Below are 15,037 nucleotides of genomic sequence, written 5' to 3' on the forward strand. Positions count from 1 at the left end.
CAATAGAGATATTTAAAACCGGTGGTGCAGAAAAGCTTGCTCAGGAGTATGAAGTTGCGTTTCTTGGTAAAGTTCCCATTGATCCACAGATAGTTCAGGCTGGAGATGATGGTAAACCATTTATAATTTACTATCCAGAAAGTAAGCCTGCAGCAGCTTTCACAACAATAGTTGACAGACTTACTGAAATGCTAAAAGTTTAGGTATTTATATGATCATTGATATAAGAGTGCTTTTTGATAACTATCCAGCAGAAGAAGGATTTGAAACAGGATGGGGATACAGCTGCTTTATAAAGAGAGGATATGCTGAAATACTGTTTGATACAGGTGCTGATGGGCAAAAATTAATCAAAAACATGCAGCAAGCTGAAATTAAACCGGGTATGATTTCAAGGATAGTAATTTCCCATCCTCATAAAGATCACTATGAAGGATTAAAAGATATAGCAAGCAGGAGTAAAAATGTACAGATTTATGCTGGTAGCTCTTTTTATGATCAAGTGAAAGAAAGTATAGATGATATAAACATTCATAAAGTAAGCACAGAGCCTGTAGAGATAATGAATGGAGTATATCTAACAGGTGAACTTGGAGAGAAAATAAAAGAACTCTCCCTTGCGATAGACACAGGTGGAGGTGTGGTAGTTGTGACAGGATGCGCACATCCTGGATTAACCAAAATATTAGAAAGAGTAAAGGAAATATTAAATCAAAATGTTTTTGCTCTGATTGGAGGACTTCATCTGAAAGACTACAGTGAAGAACAACTCAGGCAGTTAGTTGTATATTTAAAATCAGAGGGAATTAAATATATCGCACCTTCTCATTGCACAGGAGATCTCGCAAGGAGCCTTTTTAAAGAGAGTATTCCTGGATTTCTTGAAGCCGGTGCGGGCACACATATCTATGTTGGAGGTTCCTGTGAATATATTTAAACCAGAGATAGAAAAACCTGAACTAATCTTTCAACACATGCATATTTTTCCTATATTTTTATGCATGGAGATGATAAAATGATAATTTCTGTAGCAAGTGGTAAGGGCGGAACAGGTAAAACAACAGTTGCTATATCCCTTGCATTAAGCATTGAAAACTCTCAAATCATTGACTGCGATGTGGAAGAGCCAAATGTTCACATTTTTTTAAATCCAGAGATTAAAGAAGAAATTGAAGTCAAAACAACAGTTCCTGAAGTTAATAAAGACAAATGCAATTTTTGTGGATACTGCAGCTCTATCTGTGCATATAATGCTTTAAGTGTATTTAAAATTGACAGTTCTGGAGATGTTCTTATTTTCCATCAACTCTGTCATGGATGCGAAGGTTGTATTTTACTTTGTCCTGAAAAGGCATTGAAACCAGTTCAAAGACCAATAGGTTTAATTAAAAGGGGTACAGCTAAAGGGATTGAGTTTATAGAGGGAAGACTGAATATTGGTGAGGTTTTATCTCCCAGGGTTATTGAATCGGCTAAAAAATATCTAAAGCCTGAAAAACTCTCGATAGTTGATGCACCGCCTGGAACTTCGTGTCCAGCAGTAGCTGCAATTAAAGGTTCAGATTTTTGTATTCTTGTTACAGAACCAACTCCCTTTGGATTGCATGACCTTGAGCTTGCCTACGAAGTAACAAAAGTACTTGGAATTACCTGTGGTGTTGTTATAAATAAGTCTGACCAAGACAGTTCAATAGAGGATTTCTGTGAAGCAAATAAAATTTCTATTTTAATGAAAATTCCCTTTAGTAAACAAATTGCTGAAGCTTATTCAAAAGGAATTTCATTTGTGGAAGGTATGCCAGAGTTTAAGGAAAGGTTTAGATCTCTTTTTGAGAAGATACAGAGGATAATTAAATGAAGCAGATTTTAGTAATTAGTGGTAAAGGCGGAACAGGCAAAACATTTTTAACAGGATGTTTTGCAGTGGTTTTAACCAATAAAGTAATGGTTGACTGTGATGTTGATGCAGCAAATCTGCATCTGCTTCTTCATCCAGAAATAAAACAAACTTACGATTTTATAAGTGGTTATATTGCACAGATAGATAAAGAAAAATGTACTAGATGCGGAGAGTGTTTAAAGAGTTGTAAATTTTCAGCGATTTCATTAGACTTCAAAGTTGACCATCTTTCATGTGAAGGATGCACAGTATGTTATCATGTGTGTCCAGAGAATGCAGTTTTACTTAAGGATCGTTTTTGTGGGCAGTATTTTATTTCTGAGACAAAGTTCGGTAGTTTAGTTCATGCAAAACTGGGCATTGCACAGGAAAACTCAGGTAAGCTTGTTACAAAACTGAAAGAAATTGCAAAAGAAATGGCTGAAGCTGAAAAAGCTGAATATATAATAATTGACGGACCTCCAGGCACAGGATGTCCTGTTATGGCTTCAACGACAGGAGTAGATTTAGTAATAGCTGTTACTGAGGCAACTCTTTCAGGACTGCATGATCTAAAACGAGTTTTAGAACTTGCAAAACAGTTCAAAGTTCCGATTAAAGTAGTTATAAACAAATACGATTTAAATCCTGAAATGACTCTGAAAATCAAGAATCAAATTAAAGAAATTGAAATTATATGCACCATTCCTTTTTCAGAAGAGATTTTAAACTCTGTTAAGGCTGGTATTCCGTTCATTGAGTTTTCAAAAAGTGAATTGGCCCGAACAATTAAGACATCAATTGAAAATATTATTTAAATCACAATTTACCTTTAGCTTAGCATAAAGCCTCGCACTTGTGAGGCGGTGAAGTCAGTTAACTTCAAAGACTTTGATCTCAGCAGGACATGGTAGAGAAACAGCTACAATGAATATGATCACGACTAAACGTATTGCTGCTGCTTTCCCTTTAAGGCTTGAATATCCGCTGCTTGAACCTGATATAGGAAACCGCTTTCACACAGCTATTTTCTTTCTGTACCAGTCAAGCACTACTGTAAGATAAATGCAGTGCAACCCATTTGCCAATACATCAAAAAGCATCAAAAATAATCTTTCTTAAAAGTAATTGTTTGCCCAGTGTAATTTGTGTGAAAAATTGAAGCAGGAAACTCTAACCGTGAGGTTAGAATCCTACGACTTTAGTCGTGGGAGGTTCACGTGAGTTTAATTGTGATTTTTATAAACTCTGATTTTATTGATTTATGAATTTATCTTGCAGAAGATATTTTTAAAAAAACCTGATTAAGGGATTGTATCTAAAAAAGCGTATTTTGGTTCATGAAGGGCAACTACCACATCAGCCATATTCTTTACATTAAGCACTATATCATATGCATCATAAGAATTAATAAGAGTCCCGGGAGGTATTACTTCCATTCCCATTCCAATAATCCTGGGTGGAGGATTTAGATTTTCTTCTATAATGCAGAAACCGGTTATCAAAACACTGCATCGTTCAGTGTTTATTAAAACAGACATTCCACCAGGAGTGTGCGCTGGTGTATGAATCATTTTTATGCCTGGTAGTATTTCCGTATCTTTTGAAAGAGTTACAATCTGCTTGTTTTGTTCTATCTCTGAGATAAAATCTTCATTGTATCTGAAATCAAGTGGATGAGGATTGTGAATCTGCTGTAATTCTTTTTCATGAACATAAAATACAGCATTTGCACATTCAGAATCATTTTCACAATGGTCATTGTGAAGATGTGTGTGTATTACAATATCTATATTTTCAGAGTTTAATCCCCATTTTGCAAGTCCTTCTTTAAATTTATAAACTTTTCCAATTGCCTTTTCAATTTCCGTTGATGTGCGGGGAGCAAACTCTCCTGTGTCAATTAAAATATTTTTTTCACTTCCTTCAATATACCAGGAATATATCGGAACAACAAAAGGCGTGCCGTAGTCATACTGATAGGTCATCATACCCTTATCAAAAATTTTTGCGCCCATTACAATTGGATGAATCCTATATTTTGCCATATGGTTTAAATTATATTTCTACAGCTAACTGTCTGTCAAATTATCGACATTCTTCAAAAATAATCTCTCTGAAAATATAACTGATTTCAAATAGATTTTATCCTAAAAAACCGCTGACTACTGAATTTTACCACTTGACAGATGAAATTATAAATGATATATTGAATTATATATTTCACGCATTCTTTTGAATGCGACTCTCCAATAAGGAGAGGTATGGCAGGTAAAACTGCTACAAATGAGTTTTAACTATATTCTATATTTCTGCCCTTTTGATCCATCCGTAATATTTCCATCCATTAATCTCTACTTTTGTTTAATTTCAATTATTTGATCAATTTTAAATCCATTTTTTTATTCTTTTGTATTTAATTTTCATGCAAACAATCTGTCATATCTTTCCTTATTTCTGCCATTAAAACTGCCTTTGGCAGTGAATATCTGTATTTTAATCATCGGGGGTGTTTTATGTGCTTGAGAAAATATGTGTCTTATGATCAATTAAGAACAAATCAAATTAATGCAGGAGATTTCTGCAATGTTGCAAAACTAATAGGCTATGACGTAGCCATTGGTAATCACGGAGTTTACATTCAAGCTTACATTTCTCGTTTTGATTCAAGAGATCATGCTTCAGTTGAACTGGAGCAGGATATTTATGGATTAATGCATCATCTATCAGCCAGAGCGTAATTCATTATTTAGCCTTTCATTTATTTTAACTCTAACCAATTAAAGCGACTTTGTCGCTCAATTCAAAACAAAAGCATTTTAAGGAGGTTGTATCATGTTACATGTATTTTATGCAAAAAATTCAGGGGTTGAGCTTTCAGTAAGGGATGGCAAAATTAATTTGAGATTTTTCACATTTGGAAACGGTGAAAACAAAAAAGCAAGATTTGTATTAGACCCGGTTGAAGCATTCCATACAAATCTGGCAATTGTATCAATGGTAAGAGGCAAAAGCGACAAATTCAGACTAATTCACAAGTACAATGAGGTTACTTCAACTGTGACAGTTGAGAAGTGGCAGAAAAATGAGAAATCTGGATACGCAGTTGTTTATAAAAAGGAAGGACAAAACGAGATCAATATCAATGTACCACTTGATCAGGTAAACTTTCTTTTTCTGGCAGAGCTGCTTAAGAAAGCTTCAATAAAAGCTGTTGAGGATGCTGAAGCACTTGAGAATCAGAAACAGGAGCAGCAGCAGAAAAAAGAAGAAAAAACTGTGATTGATGATGAAGATTTACAGTACATAGCTGAATAAGATCTTTCAAAGCCTCTGAGGATTGCCCTCGGAGGCTTTTTTTATTGGATCAATCATGAGTTTCTTCCCGTTAAGTTTTTCTTCTGTTTTTCCTGACAATCCTGCATGTGCAGTTTTATGCAGCATTCTCTGTACAGAGAATCTTCGTGGAAGTTTCTCTGGAATTTTTATATTAAGTGAGTACTCATTGGCAAGCCTTGAATAGTGATATCCAACTATTTTTACAAATCCATCCATTACCAGCTCTTTAATTGCATTTTTCACCGTTGAAAGTGACAATCCAGTAAGAACCCTAAAATCAGCATAGCTTATTCTTGCGCTTTCCTTATCTTCAAGAACGGTTTTTGAAAAAATTATATCGTACAACACGCATTTGACTGCATTTTGTAATTGTGGGTATATATAATCTGTTTTATAGACTGAAAGTGCTTTTATTTCTTCTTTATCATGCATGCTGTCTTCTAATTATTAACAATGCCATGGTAACAAACACCACTGTTAAGGTGAAAATAAGCTCAAAAAGGCTGTTTACAGGGATAAGCCTTATGCCAAAATTTTTTCTTTTTGGATTAAAAAGCGGAACCTTGCCTGATAATGCATCTTCAAAAATATGCATCACAGCTCCTGATGACACCGCAAAACTTATCCATAAAACCAGAAGCAGTTCTGGAAACTGTAAAAATTGATTTAAATGCATAACAGAATACACTTTTAATGAATTCTGCCTGAGAATAAAAAGACATATCAGGCAAATCGCTATATATGGTATACACCAGTGAGAGAGTTTTCTGTGATTTTGCTGCCATCTATACTGCTTGTAAGGATTCATAGATACAAAACCTCGTCCTTCAATCAGATCAGGGACAACCGATCCAATAGCTGCGAGTAGAGAAAAAACAGGGTTGTGGCTCAATACATAAACAACACAGAATGTAACTATCTTATGAGATTTCCAGGTCACTAATATAAACAGAACTTCTGGTAACCAGATCATGGTTACCCCTACTGCTTACCTTATTTAGTGAGAGTCTTTATTAACAATAAAAAATTTGTGCCGGACAATTTTATGAAGAATTAACAATTATGCAAACCTATGTTAAAATTGAGTCTTTTTTCAGGCTTTCAAGGGTTTCAATAATTGCAAATCTTAGTCTTTCTGGAGAATGTCAATATGAGAGAACATAATTTATCAGCATTACAAGCAAAGAAAAGGTTGTTTGATGATTAACTTTCTCATCTTGATACAACCATACTAAACACTTTTCAAGCAAACAATTGCTGTTTTTGAGTTTATAACATGTTTAAATGTAAGAATACTGTAAGAAAATTGTAAGAATCTTGTAAGAAAAAGTTATATTTTTTTAAATTTTTGAATTTTATGTTATACTATTAAAAGTATTGAAAATATTGATTTTAAGGGGTATCCTGCGATGGATTTAATGGAACTTGAATGGGTATGGCATTCAAGAGGTCGTGGGTTCGACTCCCATCAGCTCCATTAAATAAAATCAAGGGCTTGTGAGAGTTATTAAAATCTATCTTTGGCATATATTCAATTTTGTTTTCAGTACTATTTTTTATAAAAATTAATTTTGGTAAACTGGTTAATTTTACAACTTTTATATCTAATAAAAAATTCATAAAAGTTACAAATGAGAGAATTGAGAAAAAAAATATTAAAGAATGTGAAATGTAAATACTGTAAAAATCCAATTTCAGTGTTTTTTTACTGAACTCGTATCGTACTCTGCTGTAGTGAGTGCGGAGCAGAATTCAGAGTCTCTGATTATTTAAATGACATCGATGATGAAACATGGGATATTATTTCCCGCAGATCATGCGACCGAGCTTAAATTTTTATCCAATATAACCTTTGCTTGCCTGAACTGTCTTAAGTTGATTCACTATGTTGTTTCTTTTTCCTTCAGCAATCTCTTTAAGACAGATCAAAAGTCTACCAATTGCACTTAATTCCTCCATTGAAAGATCTTTCATTTCATTAAAAGTTATGTCATTAATAATCACTAAAGCCTCTTCATAGCGGTCTTCCTTAAGTGCAAGCTCAGCCTGAATGAGAAGATCTCTTATTTTAGACTGCTTCAGCGACTGCTTTTCCTGATTCATTTCTTGTTTCCTTTAACTGTTTTTTTACATCTTCCCATGCAGATCTAAGATTATTTAAAATCTCGATGCATTTTGAAATTATCTCTACATCATTAAATAGATTTGCCCTTACAAGTTCATCTGTTAAAGTTGTATAAATTAAGCTCAGGTTTTCAGCAATCTGTCCACCCCTCTGTCTGTCAAGAATACTGTTCAGGTATAGTAAAATCTCTGTTGCTCTGCCAAGCTCAACAGCTTTTTTCTTGACAAGCTCTGGATCATCCAAGCCCTTCATTATTGAATCTTTTGCTATGTTGAGAGACAGAATGGCTCTATCATAAAGCATCATAATCAGTTCAAGTCCATCCGCTCCTATAACTTTACTCTGTAAATAGGCATCTACGTATGTCATTTATTTTGACCTCCTGTTGTCATCTGTGATAATGTTACCATAAAATCATTAAGCCTTGAGCTTATCTCATTCATCTGTGAAATAAAAGACTCAAGCTGTGCATACTCTTTTCTTAATCTTTCCTCATACTTGACAAGTTCTTCCTGCATATTCTGAATCTTCTGATCAATACTATTTATTTGAGAATTCTCAGTATTTTGATAAGTAGTAATTGCATTTGTCCATCCGTTAAGTGCGGTACTAAATGAACTTTTAACTGTTGTCATAATATCTTTTAATTTATCGGGATCTGAAGATTTTAAAGAATCAAGTACATCACTATTTACTGATATCGTTCCATCAGTATCTGAGTAGTTAATTAATCCTGCTCTTATAAGAGGGTCGAGTAATCTGGTAAATCCTGTTTTTATTGTTGTAACTGTGCTATCTCCCTGAAACTGTGCACCTTTAGCAGTCATTGAGTTTATAAGAGATATTACGGAATTGTAAGAGTTAGCAAAATTACCAAGAGTGCTGTCTATTTGAGAGTAATCATCATTGATTGATAATGTAGCTGAACCTGTTTTCTTAACAGTGATATCAAGCCCTGTAAGCAACCCATTAAAAGTATTTGTCGAGCTTGTTACAGGTGTTGTAGAGTTTCCTATTGTTATTGAGGCATTCTGCGCATTCTGTAAAGGCGTATCAAGGCTGCCAAGCTCTGCTGGTAGTTCTGTAGCTTCAATAACATACGAAGATGTATCTTTATCGGTTTCTTTTGTTGAATTCCCAGCATCAGCCTCTGTAAGCATCAGACGATAGTCTGTGCCTGTATAATAAACTGATGCCTTGATATTATTCTGAGCAGAGTTTATATTGTTTGCAAGATCCTGAATTGTCTGCCCTTCAGAATAATCTATATTATATGTTAAATAATTTGAACTATCTGTCCAATACTTAAGTGTGAGAGTTCCTGAAGATGAGAATTTATCGCTTAAAGAATTTAATCCTGAGCTGCTTGCTCTCATCTCTGTCTGTGCGAGTTTATTAACTGTTAAATTCATTGTAAGATTGGGTGTATCTTTAGTTGCTGTTGCTTCTAAAACAGATGTATCTGATGAAATTGCTTTCTTTGTTGAAAAAATGTCTGTTATATTTAGGTTACTGATAAATTTATTCATATCATTTAAAGCGCCGTATAGATTTGTAAGACTTGAAACTTTTGCCTGAATTAAAGCTTTTTTCTGAGTAAGTGCAGTAATTGGTTGTTGTTTGATCTGAAGAAGTTTATCAATCATTGCACCTGAATCAAAAGTTCCCGTAAGTCCTGAAACATAAAGGTCTGCCATTTAAACCTCCTTTGAGTAAAGCACTCCTTTTAGCTCATCCATTCTTCTTAAAATCTCAACCACCCATTCTGGTGGAATCTGTCTTATTACTTCTTCTGTTCTCATATCAATAATTTTTGAAATAGGCATCTGCAGTTGATCATCAATATTTATCTGCAGATATTTTTCAAGCATGCTGAATTTATGCCTTAACTCATCCATCATTTTATTAAGCTCTTCCTGATCAACTGTTAATTTTTTTGCATTGTTCTGGTTATTCGTTAAGTTTTGCTCCAGATTATTCATTCTTTGTGTGCTAGCTGTCTGGATAGGGTGATTTTGAACTATATCCGTCCTGGTTTGTCTGTAAGGATTTATTATGACAACCTCTTGTTCTATCCCCTTCAGCTTCATTTTATCCTCCTGTTTCTACTATACCTGAGAAATCTCATAGTTATAAAAATGAGGAGGAGGGATCCCCCCTCCTCGTATCTGTTTAGCGGAGAAGTTGAAGCACAAGTTGTGGCAGAGAATTGGCCTGAGCAAGCATTGCCATACCTGACTGCATTCTTATCTGCATTGTTGTAAAGGTGCTCATCTCTTCAGCGAAGTCAGTATTACGAATGACATTTTCAGCTTCTTTTGTATTGTCATAAGCTGATTTCTGTGCATCGTATATAGCCTGGAGATTGTTAACAACAGAACCAATCTGGGTTCTCACTCTGTCAACCTTTTTAATAGCTGTGTTTGCAATGTCAATAGCAAGCTCTGCAGAGGCGTTGTCATTTACTTTAATATCATTAAGATTCTTAAGTTTGGAAGTATCCTGAGTTTTTAACCCAAGTCCGGTTGTAGTACTTGATATTCCTGTAAAATCATAATTATATGAGTCTGAGCCTATAATAACAAGATCACCAACTTTTACAGCTGAACCCGTTGCAGAACTTACACTTCCTGATGCATTCTGAAGAAGAGAGGCAAGATTAACAGTTGCACCACCGGTAGCAGAAACAACTTCCACTCCTATGGTTTCTCCTGTTGTTGTAAGAACAAGCCTTTCTCCAGATTTTGAAGCAGTTATGTTAAGATTCTTTGTTGATGCATTAGTATTTATCTTGGAAATGAGCTGATCAAGGGTAAGAGTCTCACTGGCTCCTACTGTAATCTCTATAGCAGAAGAACTATCTGTCGTTGTACCAACATAAAATCTTAAAGTGGTAGTTCCTGTACCGGATGAAATGCTAGTAAAATTTGTGCCTGCTGTGCTTGTATTGGCTGCTCTTGCAGAAATATCGAGTGCTTTTAAATCAGGATTACCGTTTATAGCATCTGCTATTGATTTTGCATCAACTACACCACTTGCTAATGAAAGAGTCTTATCTGCAACTTTTACTACATCTGTAGTATCACCAGACTTCCAATCACCAGTAATTAACGCCGAATATGCTGAATTTGTACTTGAGGTAGTCTGACCTGTGCCAGATACTACTGATGCACCAAGATCAGATGCTTGAACACTTGAAATTCCAACTGTAATTGTCTGATTTGCTCTTGGTCCATAGTGAATTGACTTGCTTTCAAATGTTCCATCAAGAAGTTTAATTCCGTTATACTCTGTATCTGTTGCAATCTTCTTAATTGCGTCAACAAGATTTGTAATATCGCTCTGAAGTGCTGCACGAGCATTAGGGTCATTAATATCATTTGCTGCGGATTGTGCCTTTGTATAGATTGTCTGAAGTTTATCAACAATCTGTCCGACATTTGTTTCAGCAATCTGTAAAGCACTTATACCTGTTTGAATGTTGCTGTTGCCCTGATTAAGAGCTGATGCAACTGTTGAAAGCTGGTCTGCAATAAAAAGACCTGCAGCGTCATCTGCTGCTGATAGAATTCTGTTACCTGTTGAAATCCTTAAAAGAGACTTGTTCATCGCCCTTTCATTCTGTAAAAGAGCTGTGTGTGTTGTTGTTGCTTCTGCGTTAAAATTAATTCTTAGTGCCATGGTTTTAACCCTCCATGTTTTTTATTAAGAACGCTTCCTGCGTTCAGACAACCTGGATGAATTATTAAAAGTTTCACCTCCTTTCCATCCTGCTATCTTAATTTTTTAAATCGATGATTTTTAAAAAAAGTTTAGCGCGATAATTAATTGTTAATTTTTAAATTATCATGTTTTATTTTGATTGTTATAACTGTAACCCAGATTGAATTATATTAAAAATATATTGAGATAATTAATGATAATGGATAAATAAAGAAACTTTAGTTTTTGTTTTAAAACTTTTACTAATTAAAGTCTCGTTATTTTAAGTTTTTTAATTCAAAAAATTTTTAAAAACCAAACGATAACATTAAGCAATGTGCATTAATGCTATCATTGTGCTCATAAAGTCCAGCATTGGATAAATGTCTAAATCTGTACGCAATTTTCATCCCTGATTTAAACTCAATACCTGCACCACCCATAACGCTGAATATAAAACTTCCACCTAATTCTCTGTTTTCTACTTTGCTACGACTTATTAAGTTAGGACCAGCACCTGCTTCAACAAAAGGCTTAATTGAAGCATTATCTAACAGATAATATCTCAACATAGGAGCTGCTCCAAAAACAAAAGTTGTTTTATCATCGCTAATTATTTCAATATCTCCTTCAAGATGAAGCCATAGACTATTATTATCTGAAAGTTTAAAATTAACTGCAGGAGCAATTAAGCCATGCGTTGTTGAAATACCGTCAAGATTACTACCTATTCCAAGACCTAATTCAAAATTTCTGTCCTCAGAAAAAGAATAACCCGGAAAAACTAAAAGCACAAACAAAACCAGATAGATTCGCTTTTTCATCTGCCCTCCCTCCTCTTTGTTTATAAAAAAATCAAATGATTTTCTCTTAATCAAAGATTTATAATTGCCACTGTAGGCTCAGAGCAGTTATTTATTACTGCAGAGCTTACTCCTCCAAGAACAATATCTTTTATAGGTGATCGTCCTCTCCTTCCCATAATTACAAGATTATAATTATTTTCCTGAATATCAGCATTTATCTCTTCTGCCGGGAATCCCACTCTTGTTTTTGTCTGGACTAAATCCTGAGAAATCCCTTCTTTTATGAGAATATTCTGAGCCTTCATAAGAATCTCACTTGCTTCTTCTTCAGGATTTATACCCTGTCTCATTCTCTCAAGATATACAGAAACATTGATAACTCTTAAAATAGTGATTTTTTTAATACCTTTAACAAATCTGGCAAGTGATGCAGCATGTTCAACTGCTTTCATTGATGATTCTGAACCATCAACAGGAACTAAAATATCAGGAATTGGGCATGTATTACCTTCAACTATTTTCTGTCCAACAATATAGATATTTTGCTCTTTTAAGCCATAAAGCACCTTTGTTGACACACTACCGAGTAAAAGACATTTAAGCTCTGACATACCCCTGCGAGACATTATTACAGTTGAGTACTGTTCATTTTTGACTACTTCAATTATTTTACTTCCAGGGTCTCCTTCTTCAACTTTCTGAGTTATTCTTCCTTTGAAATTTTTATCTTTTAAAATTTTTTCATAGTCATCAAGAAGCGGTTTAATATGATCGGTAATACATTTTTCTCTAATTATTTCGTAATCCTTAACATTTTGTGTCTGCATATTAACTTGTTTTAAAAAATTACTTAAATATTTTCCTGTGATCACATAAAAAAGTGTTATTTCAGAAAGACCTTGAGACTCAGGTTCTCCTTGCTCACTCTGTAAACAACTATCCTGTGCAAGCAATAATCCTGCAAATTTTACAGCCCTTTTTGAATGCTCACTTTTATCAACAGGAAGCAAAACTTTTTTAAAAGGATTCTGTAACATCTAATCACCTCCTCCAAGAACTTTGTAAAGCGTCGTTAAATTGGAATGCTTGGAAAGTCTTAAATTATTCAACTGCTGCTGAGCCTGAAACAGTGATCTTTGAGCATCAAGAACACTTAAATAACTGTCTATCCCTTCATCATATCTCATTTTTGCAAGTCTGTAAGTATCAGAAAGAGATTGAACAAGGGATTCATAGGCTCTAATCTGGTCATCGATTGTTCCCTTCACAGCTAAAGCATCAGCAACTTCTTTAAATGCAGTCTGTATAGCCCTTTCATAGTTTGCCACTGCAATTTCTCTTTCAACCTTTGAAGCTCTATAACCAGCCCATACCCTCGCGTCAAATATCGGCATAATACCCTGAGATTGCCATGACCATGCTCTTGATCCTCCACCAAAAAGATTTGAAAGCTGGTCAGATGCTGTGCCAAAAAGTGTTGTAAGGGAAATTGTCGGGAAAAATGCAGCTCTTGCAGCTCCTATCTGGGCATTATATGCTTTTAAAGTATGTTCGGCTGCGATAATATCAGGACGCTTGAGTAAAACTTCAGAAGAAAGTCCAGGAGATATGTCCTTTGGGGCTACCACGCTTTGAAGTCCCTGTGGCAATAGCTCTTCTCTTACCGGCTCTCCTGCCAGTAAATCAAGTGTGTTTTTATCCTGCGCAACAACCTGTGTGTATCTTGCAACTGCCTCTTTTGCAGTCTCAACCTGTGTTCTTGCCCTGTGAAGATCTATCTCAGACACAATACCAGATTCATATTGACTTTTTATTAATATATAGTTTTCCTCCTGAGTTTTGAGAGTATCCTTTGAAAGCATTAGATTCTCTCTATCAGTTGCATATGTGTAATATGCAGTAGCAACAGCGGATATAAGTGAAAGTCTCGCTGCTCTGTATGAAGACTCCTGAGCGAGATATTCTTCAAGTGCCATCTTTGTAAGACTTCTGATTCTACCAAAAAAGTCTATCTCCCATGAAATAATACCTATACTAACATTATACTCTGAAAAGGTTTCTGCCTTGCCTGTATTGGAAAGATCAGCAGGAACTCTCTGCCTCTGCCCACTTGCACTCACATCAACTGCGGGTAAAAGTTCTGCTCTTTGAATTCCATAGTATGCCCTTGCTCTTTCAACATTTAATGCTGAGAGCCTCAAATCACGATTGTTTTTAAAAGCCATCTCAATTATTTTCTGAAGGTTTTGATCCTGCAGAAATTCATTCCATTTAAGTTCTGTTGCTTTTGATGATTCGTCATATTTTGAGTCTTGATAAGCATCTCCCTTGGGCCATTCCTTTGGAACAGGTGCCTCAGGTCTTTGATATTCTGGTATAAAGCTACATCCAACTAGTAATGTTATTAAGGTAAAAATCAGTAGTTTTTTCATATCACTTCTTCACTTTAAAGAATTTTAAAACTTTAACAAAAAATAACGGTACGAAGAATATTGTAATAAATGTTCCTGCAATAACTCCACCTTCAATCGCTACTCCAATAGCATTCATTGCTCCTGCTCCTGCACTCCTTGATATTGCAAGTGGCAATACTCCAAATATCAAAGCAAGTGATGTCATAACAACTGGTCTGTATCTTATACTTGCTGCTTCAACAGAAGCCTTGTATAAATCTTCTCCCTGATGAATCTTGTCACGGGCAAACTGTATGATAAGTATTGCATTCTTGGATGACAGTCCCATTGTCACAAGAAATCCTATCTGAAAGTAAACATCATTCTTAAAACCAAGTAACCACGTTGCCACTGCAGTACCAAATATACCAAATGGTAACAAAATCAGATTCGTAATAGGAATTGTCCAGCTTTCATATAAAGCTGCAAGCGCTAGAAATATCATAAACAATGAAAAACCATAAAGTAACGGTGCCTGCCCTGTTGCAAGTCTTTCCTGATAGGAAAGCCCTGTCCAGTCAAACCCTAACCCATGTGGTAGCTTTGATACAATCTCTTCCATTGCCTTCATTGCCTCACCTGAACTTCTTCCCTCAGCTGGTTCACCCCATATATTTATGGATGGAAAAGCATTATATCGTTCAAGCCTCGGTGATCCATAAATCCATTTCCCACTGGCTAGAGATGAAAACGGTGTCATCTTTCCATCCTTATTGCGAACATAAAGTCTATT

The 15,037-nt window shown here is 35.2% G+C and carries 19 protein-coding genes and 1 tRNA gene; 8 read left to right on the top strand and 12 right to left on the bottom strand.

What is annotated here, in order from left to right:
* From G581_RS10155 to G581_RS11985, 5 genes are all read left to right on the top strand, one after another.
* A partial coding sequence (locus G581_RS10155; protein WP_038064550.1) for a P-loop NTPase occupies positions 1–203 on the top strand: 203 nt, incomplete at its 5' end.
* Positions 204–211: 8 nt separating this feature from the next.
* Complete coding sequence (locus G581_RS10160) at positions 212–937, top strand: MBL fold metallo-hydrolase (RefSeq protein WP_051178635.1); 726 nt, start codon at positions 212–214, stop codon at positions 935–937.
* A gap of 78 nt (positions 938–1,015) precedes the next feature.
* Positions 1,016–1,858, top strand: coding sequence for an ATP-binding protein (locus G581_RS0100965; RefSeq protein ID WP_028844205.1), 843 nt, complete (start codon positions 1,016–1,018; stop codon positions 1,856–1,858).
* Positions 1,855–2,697, top strand: coding sequence for an ATP-binding protein (locus G581_RS0100970; RefSeq protein WP_028844206.1), 843 nt, complete (start codon positions 1,855–1,857; stop codon positions 2,695–2,697). Before G581_RS0100965 ends, G581_RS0100970 begins: the two co-directional genes overlap by 4 nt.
* Before the next feature lie 73 nt (positions 2,698–2,770).
* Entirely contained in the window at positions 2,771–2,944 is a 174-nt protein-coding gene (locus G581_RS11985; protein WP_156875159.1) for a hypothetical protein, read from the top strand.
* Between the two features lie 239 nt (positions 2,945–3,183).
* On the opposite strand, the gene G581_RS0100980 is transcribed toward G581_RS11985, so the two are convergent.
* Positions 3,184–3,927, bottom strand: coding sequence for an N-acyl homoserine lactonase family protein (locus G581_RS0100980; protein WP_028844207.1), 744 nt, complete (start codon positions 3,925–3,927; stop codon positions 3,184–3,186).
* Between the two features lie 468 nt (positions 3,928–4,395).
* Here G581_RS0100980 and G581_RS0100985 point away from each other — a divergent pair, with 468 nt between their 5' ends.
* Positions 4,396–4,620 (top strand): hypothetical protein, encoded by a 225-nt coding sequence (locus G581_RS0100985; RefSeq protein WP_028844208.1) that lies wholly within the window; start codon positions 4,396–4,398, stop codon positions 4,618–4,620.
* Positions 4,621–4,714: 94 nt separating this feature from the next.
* Positions 4,715–5,197, top strand: coding sequence for a hypothetical protein (locus G581_RS0100990; RefSeq protein WP_028844209.1), 483 nt, complete (start codon positions 4,715–4,717; stop codon positions 5,195–5,197).
* A gap of 6 nt (positions 5,198–5,203) precedes the next feature.
* Here G581_RS0100990 and G581_RS0100995 read toward each other — a convergent pair whose 3' ends face one another.
* Complete coding sequence (locus tag G581_RS0100995; protein WP_028844210.1) at positions 5,204–5,650, bottom strand: Lrp/AsnC family transcriptional regulator; 447 nt, start codon at positions 5,648–5,650, stop codon at positions 5,204–5,206.
* Entirely contained in the window at positions 5,643–6,191 is a 549-nt protein-coding gene (locus tag G581_RS0101000; RefSeq protein WP_028844211.1) for a metal-dependent hydrolase, read from the bottom strand. The genes G581_RS0100995 and G581_RS0101000 overlap by 8 nt, the downstream gene beginning before the upstream one ends.
* 423 nt (positions 6,192–6,614) lie before the next feature.
* Here G581_RS0101000 and G581_RS11990 point away from each other — a divergent pair.
* Positions 6,615–6,695, top strand: a tRNA-OTHER gene (locus G581_RS11990).
* Positions 6,696–7,054: 359 nt separating this feature from the next.
* On the opposite strand, the gene G581_RS0101005 is transcribed toward G581_RS11990, so the two are convergent.
* From G581_RS0101005 to G581_RS0101045, 9 genes are all read right to left on the bottom strand, one after another.
* Positions 7,055–7,321 (bottom strand): hypothetical protein, encoded by a 267-nt coding sequence (locus tag G581_RS0101005; protein WP_028844212.1) that lies wholly within the window; start codon positions 7,319–7,321, stop codon positions 7,055–7,057.
* The gene (gene fliS, locus G581_RS10165; protein WP_051178638.1) at positions 7,287–7,712 is read right to left on the bottom strand and encodes a flagellar export chaperone FliS; all 426 of its coding nucleotides are present in this window, start codon (positions 7,710–7,712) and stop codon (positions 7,287–7,289) included. The genes G581_RS0101005 and fliS overlap by 35 nt, the downstream gene beginning before the upstream one ends.
* Entirely contained in the window at positions 7,709–9,040 is a 1,332-nt protein-coding gene (fliD, locus tag G581_RS0101015; protein WP_028844213.1) for a flagellar filament capping protein FliD, read from the bottom strand. The genes fliS and fliD overlap by 4 nt, the downstream gene beginning before the upstream one ends.
* Complete coding sequence (locus G581_RS10170; RefSeq protein WP_051178641.1) at positions 9,041–9,433, bottom strand: flagellar protein FlaG; 393 nt, start codon at positions 9,431–9,433, stop codon at positions 9,041–9,043.
* 82 nt (positions 9,434–9,515) lie between these two features.
* Entirely contained in the window at positions 9,516–11,024 is a 1,509-nt protein-coding gene (locus G581_RS0101025) for a flagellin N-terminal helical domain-containing protein (RefSeq protein ID WP_028844214.1), read from the bottom strand.
* Between the two features lie 329 nt (positions 11,025–11,353).
* The gene (locus G581_RS0101030; RefSeq protein WP_038064556.1) at positions 11,354–11,869 is read right to left on the bottom strand and encodes an acyloxyacyl hydrolase; all 516 of its coding nucleotides are present in this window, start codon (positions 11,867–11,869) and stop codon (positions 11,354–11,356) included.
* A gap of 50 nt (positions 11,870–11,919) precedes the next feature.
* Positions 11,920–12,888 carry a universal stress protein gene (locus G581_RS0101035; RefSeq protein ID WP_028844216.1) on the bottom strand — a complete coding sequence of 323 codons (969 nt, stop codon included), beginning with the start codon at positions 12,886–12,888 and terminating at the stop codon, positions 11,920–11,922.
* A complete protein-coding gene (locus G581_RS0101040) occupies positions 12,889–14,283 on the bottom strand; it encodes an efflux transporter outer membrane subunit (protein WP_028844217.1) in 1,395 nt (464 codons plus the stop codon).
* A gap of 1 nt (position 14,284) precedes the next feature.
* The coding region (locus G581_RS0101045; protein WP_028844218.1) for an efflux RND transporter permease subunit at positions 14,285–15,037 on the bottom strand (753 nt) is incomplete at its 5' end.

Source organism: Thermodesulfovibrio thiophilus DSM 17215 (assembly GCF_000423865.1).
Taxonomy (GTDB): Bacteria; Nitrospirota; Thermodesulfovibrionia; order Thermodesulfovibrionales; family Thermodesulfovibrionaceae; genus Thermodesulfovibrio; species Thermodesulfovibrio thiophilus.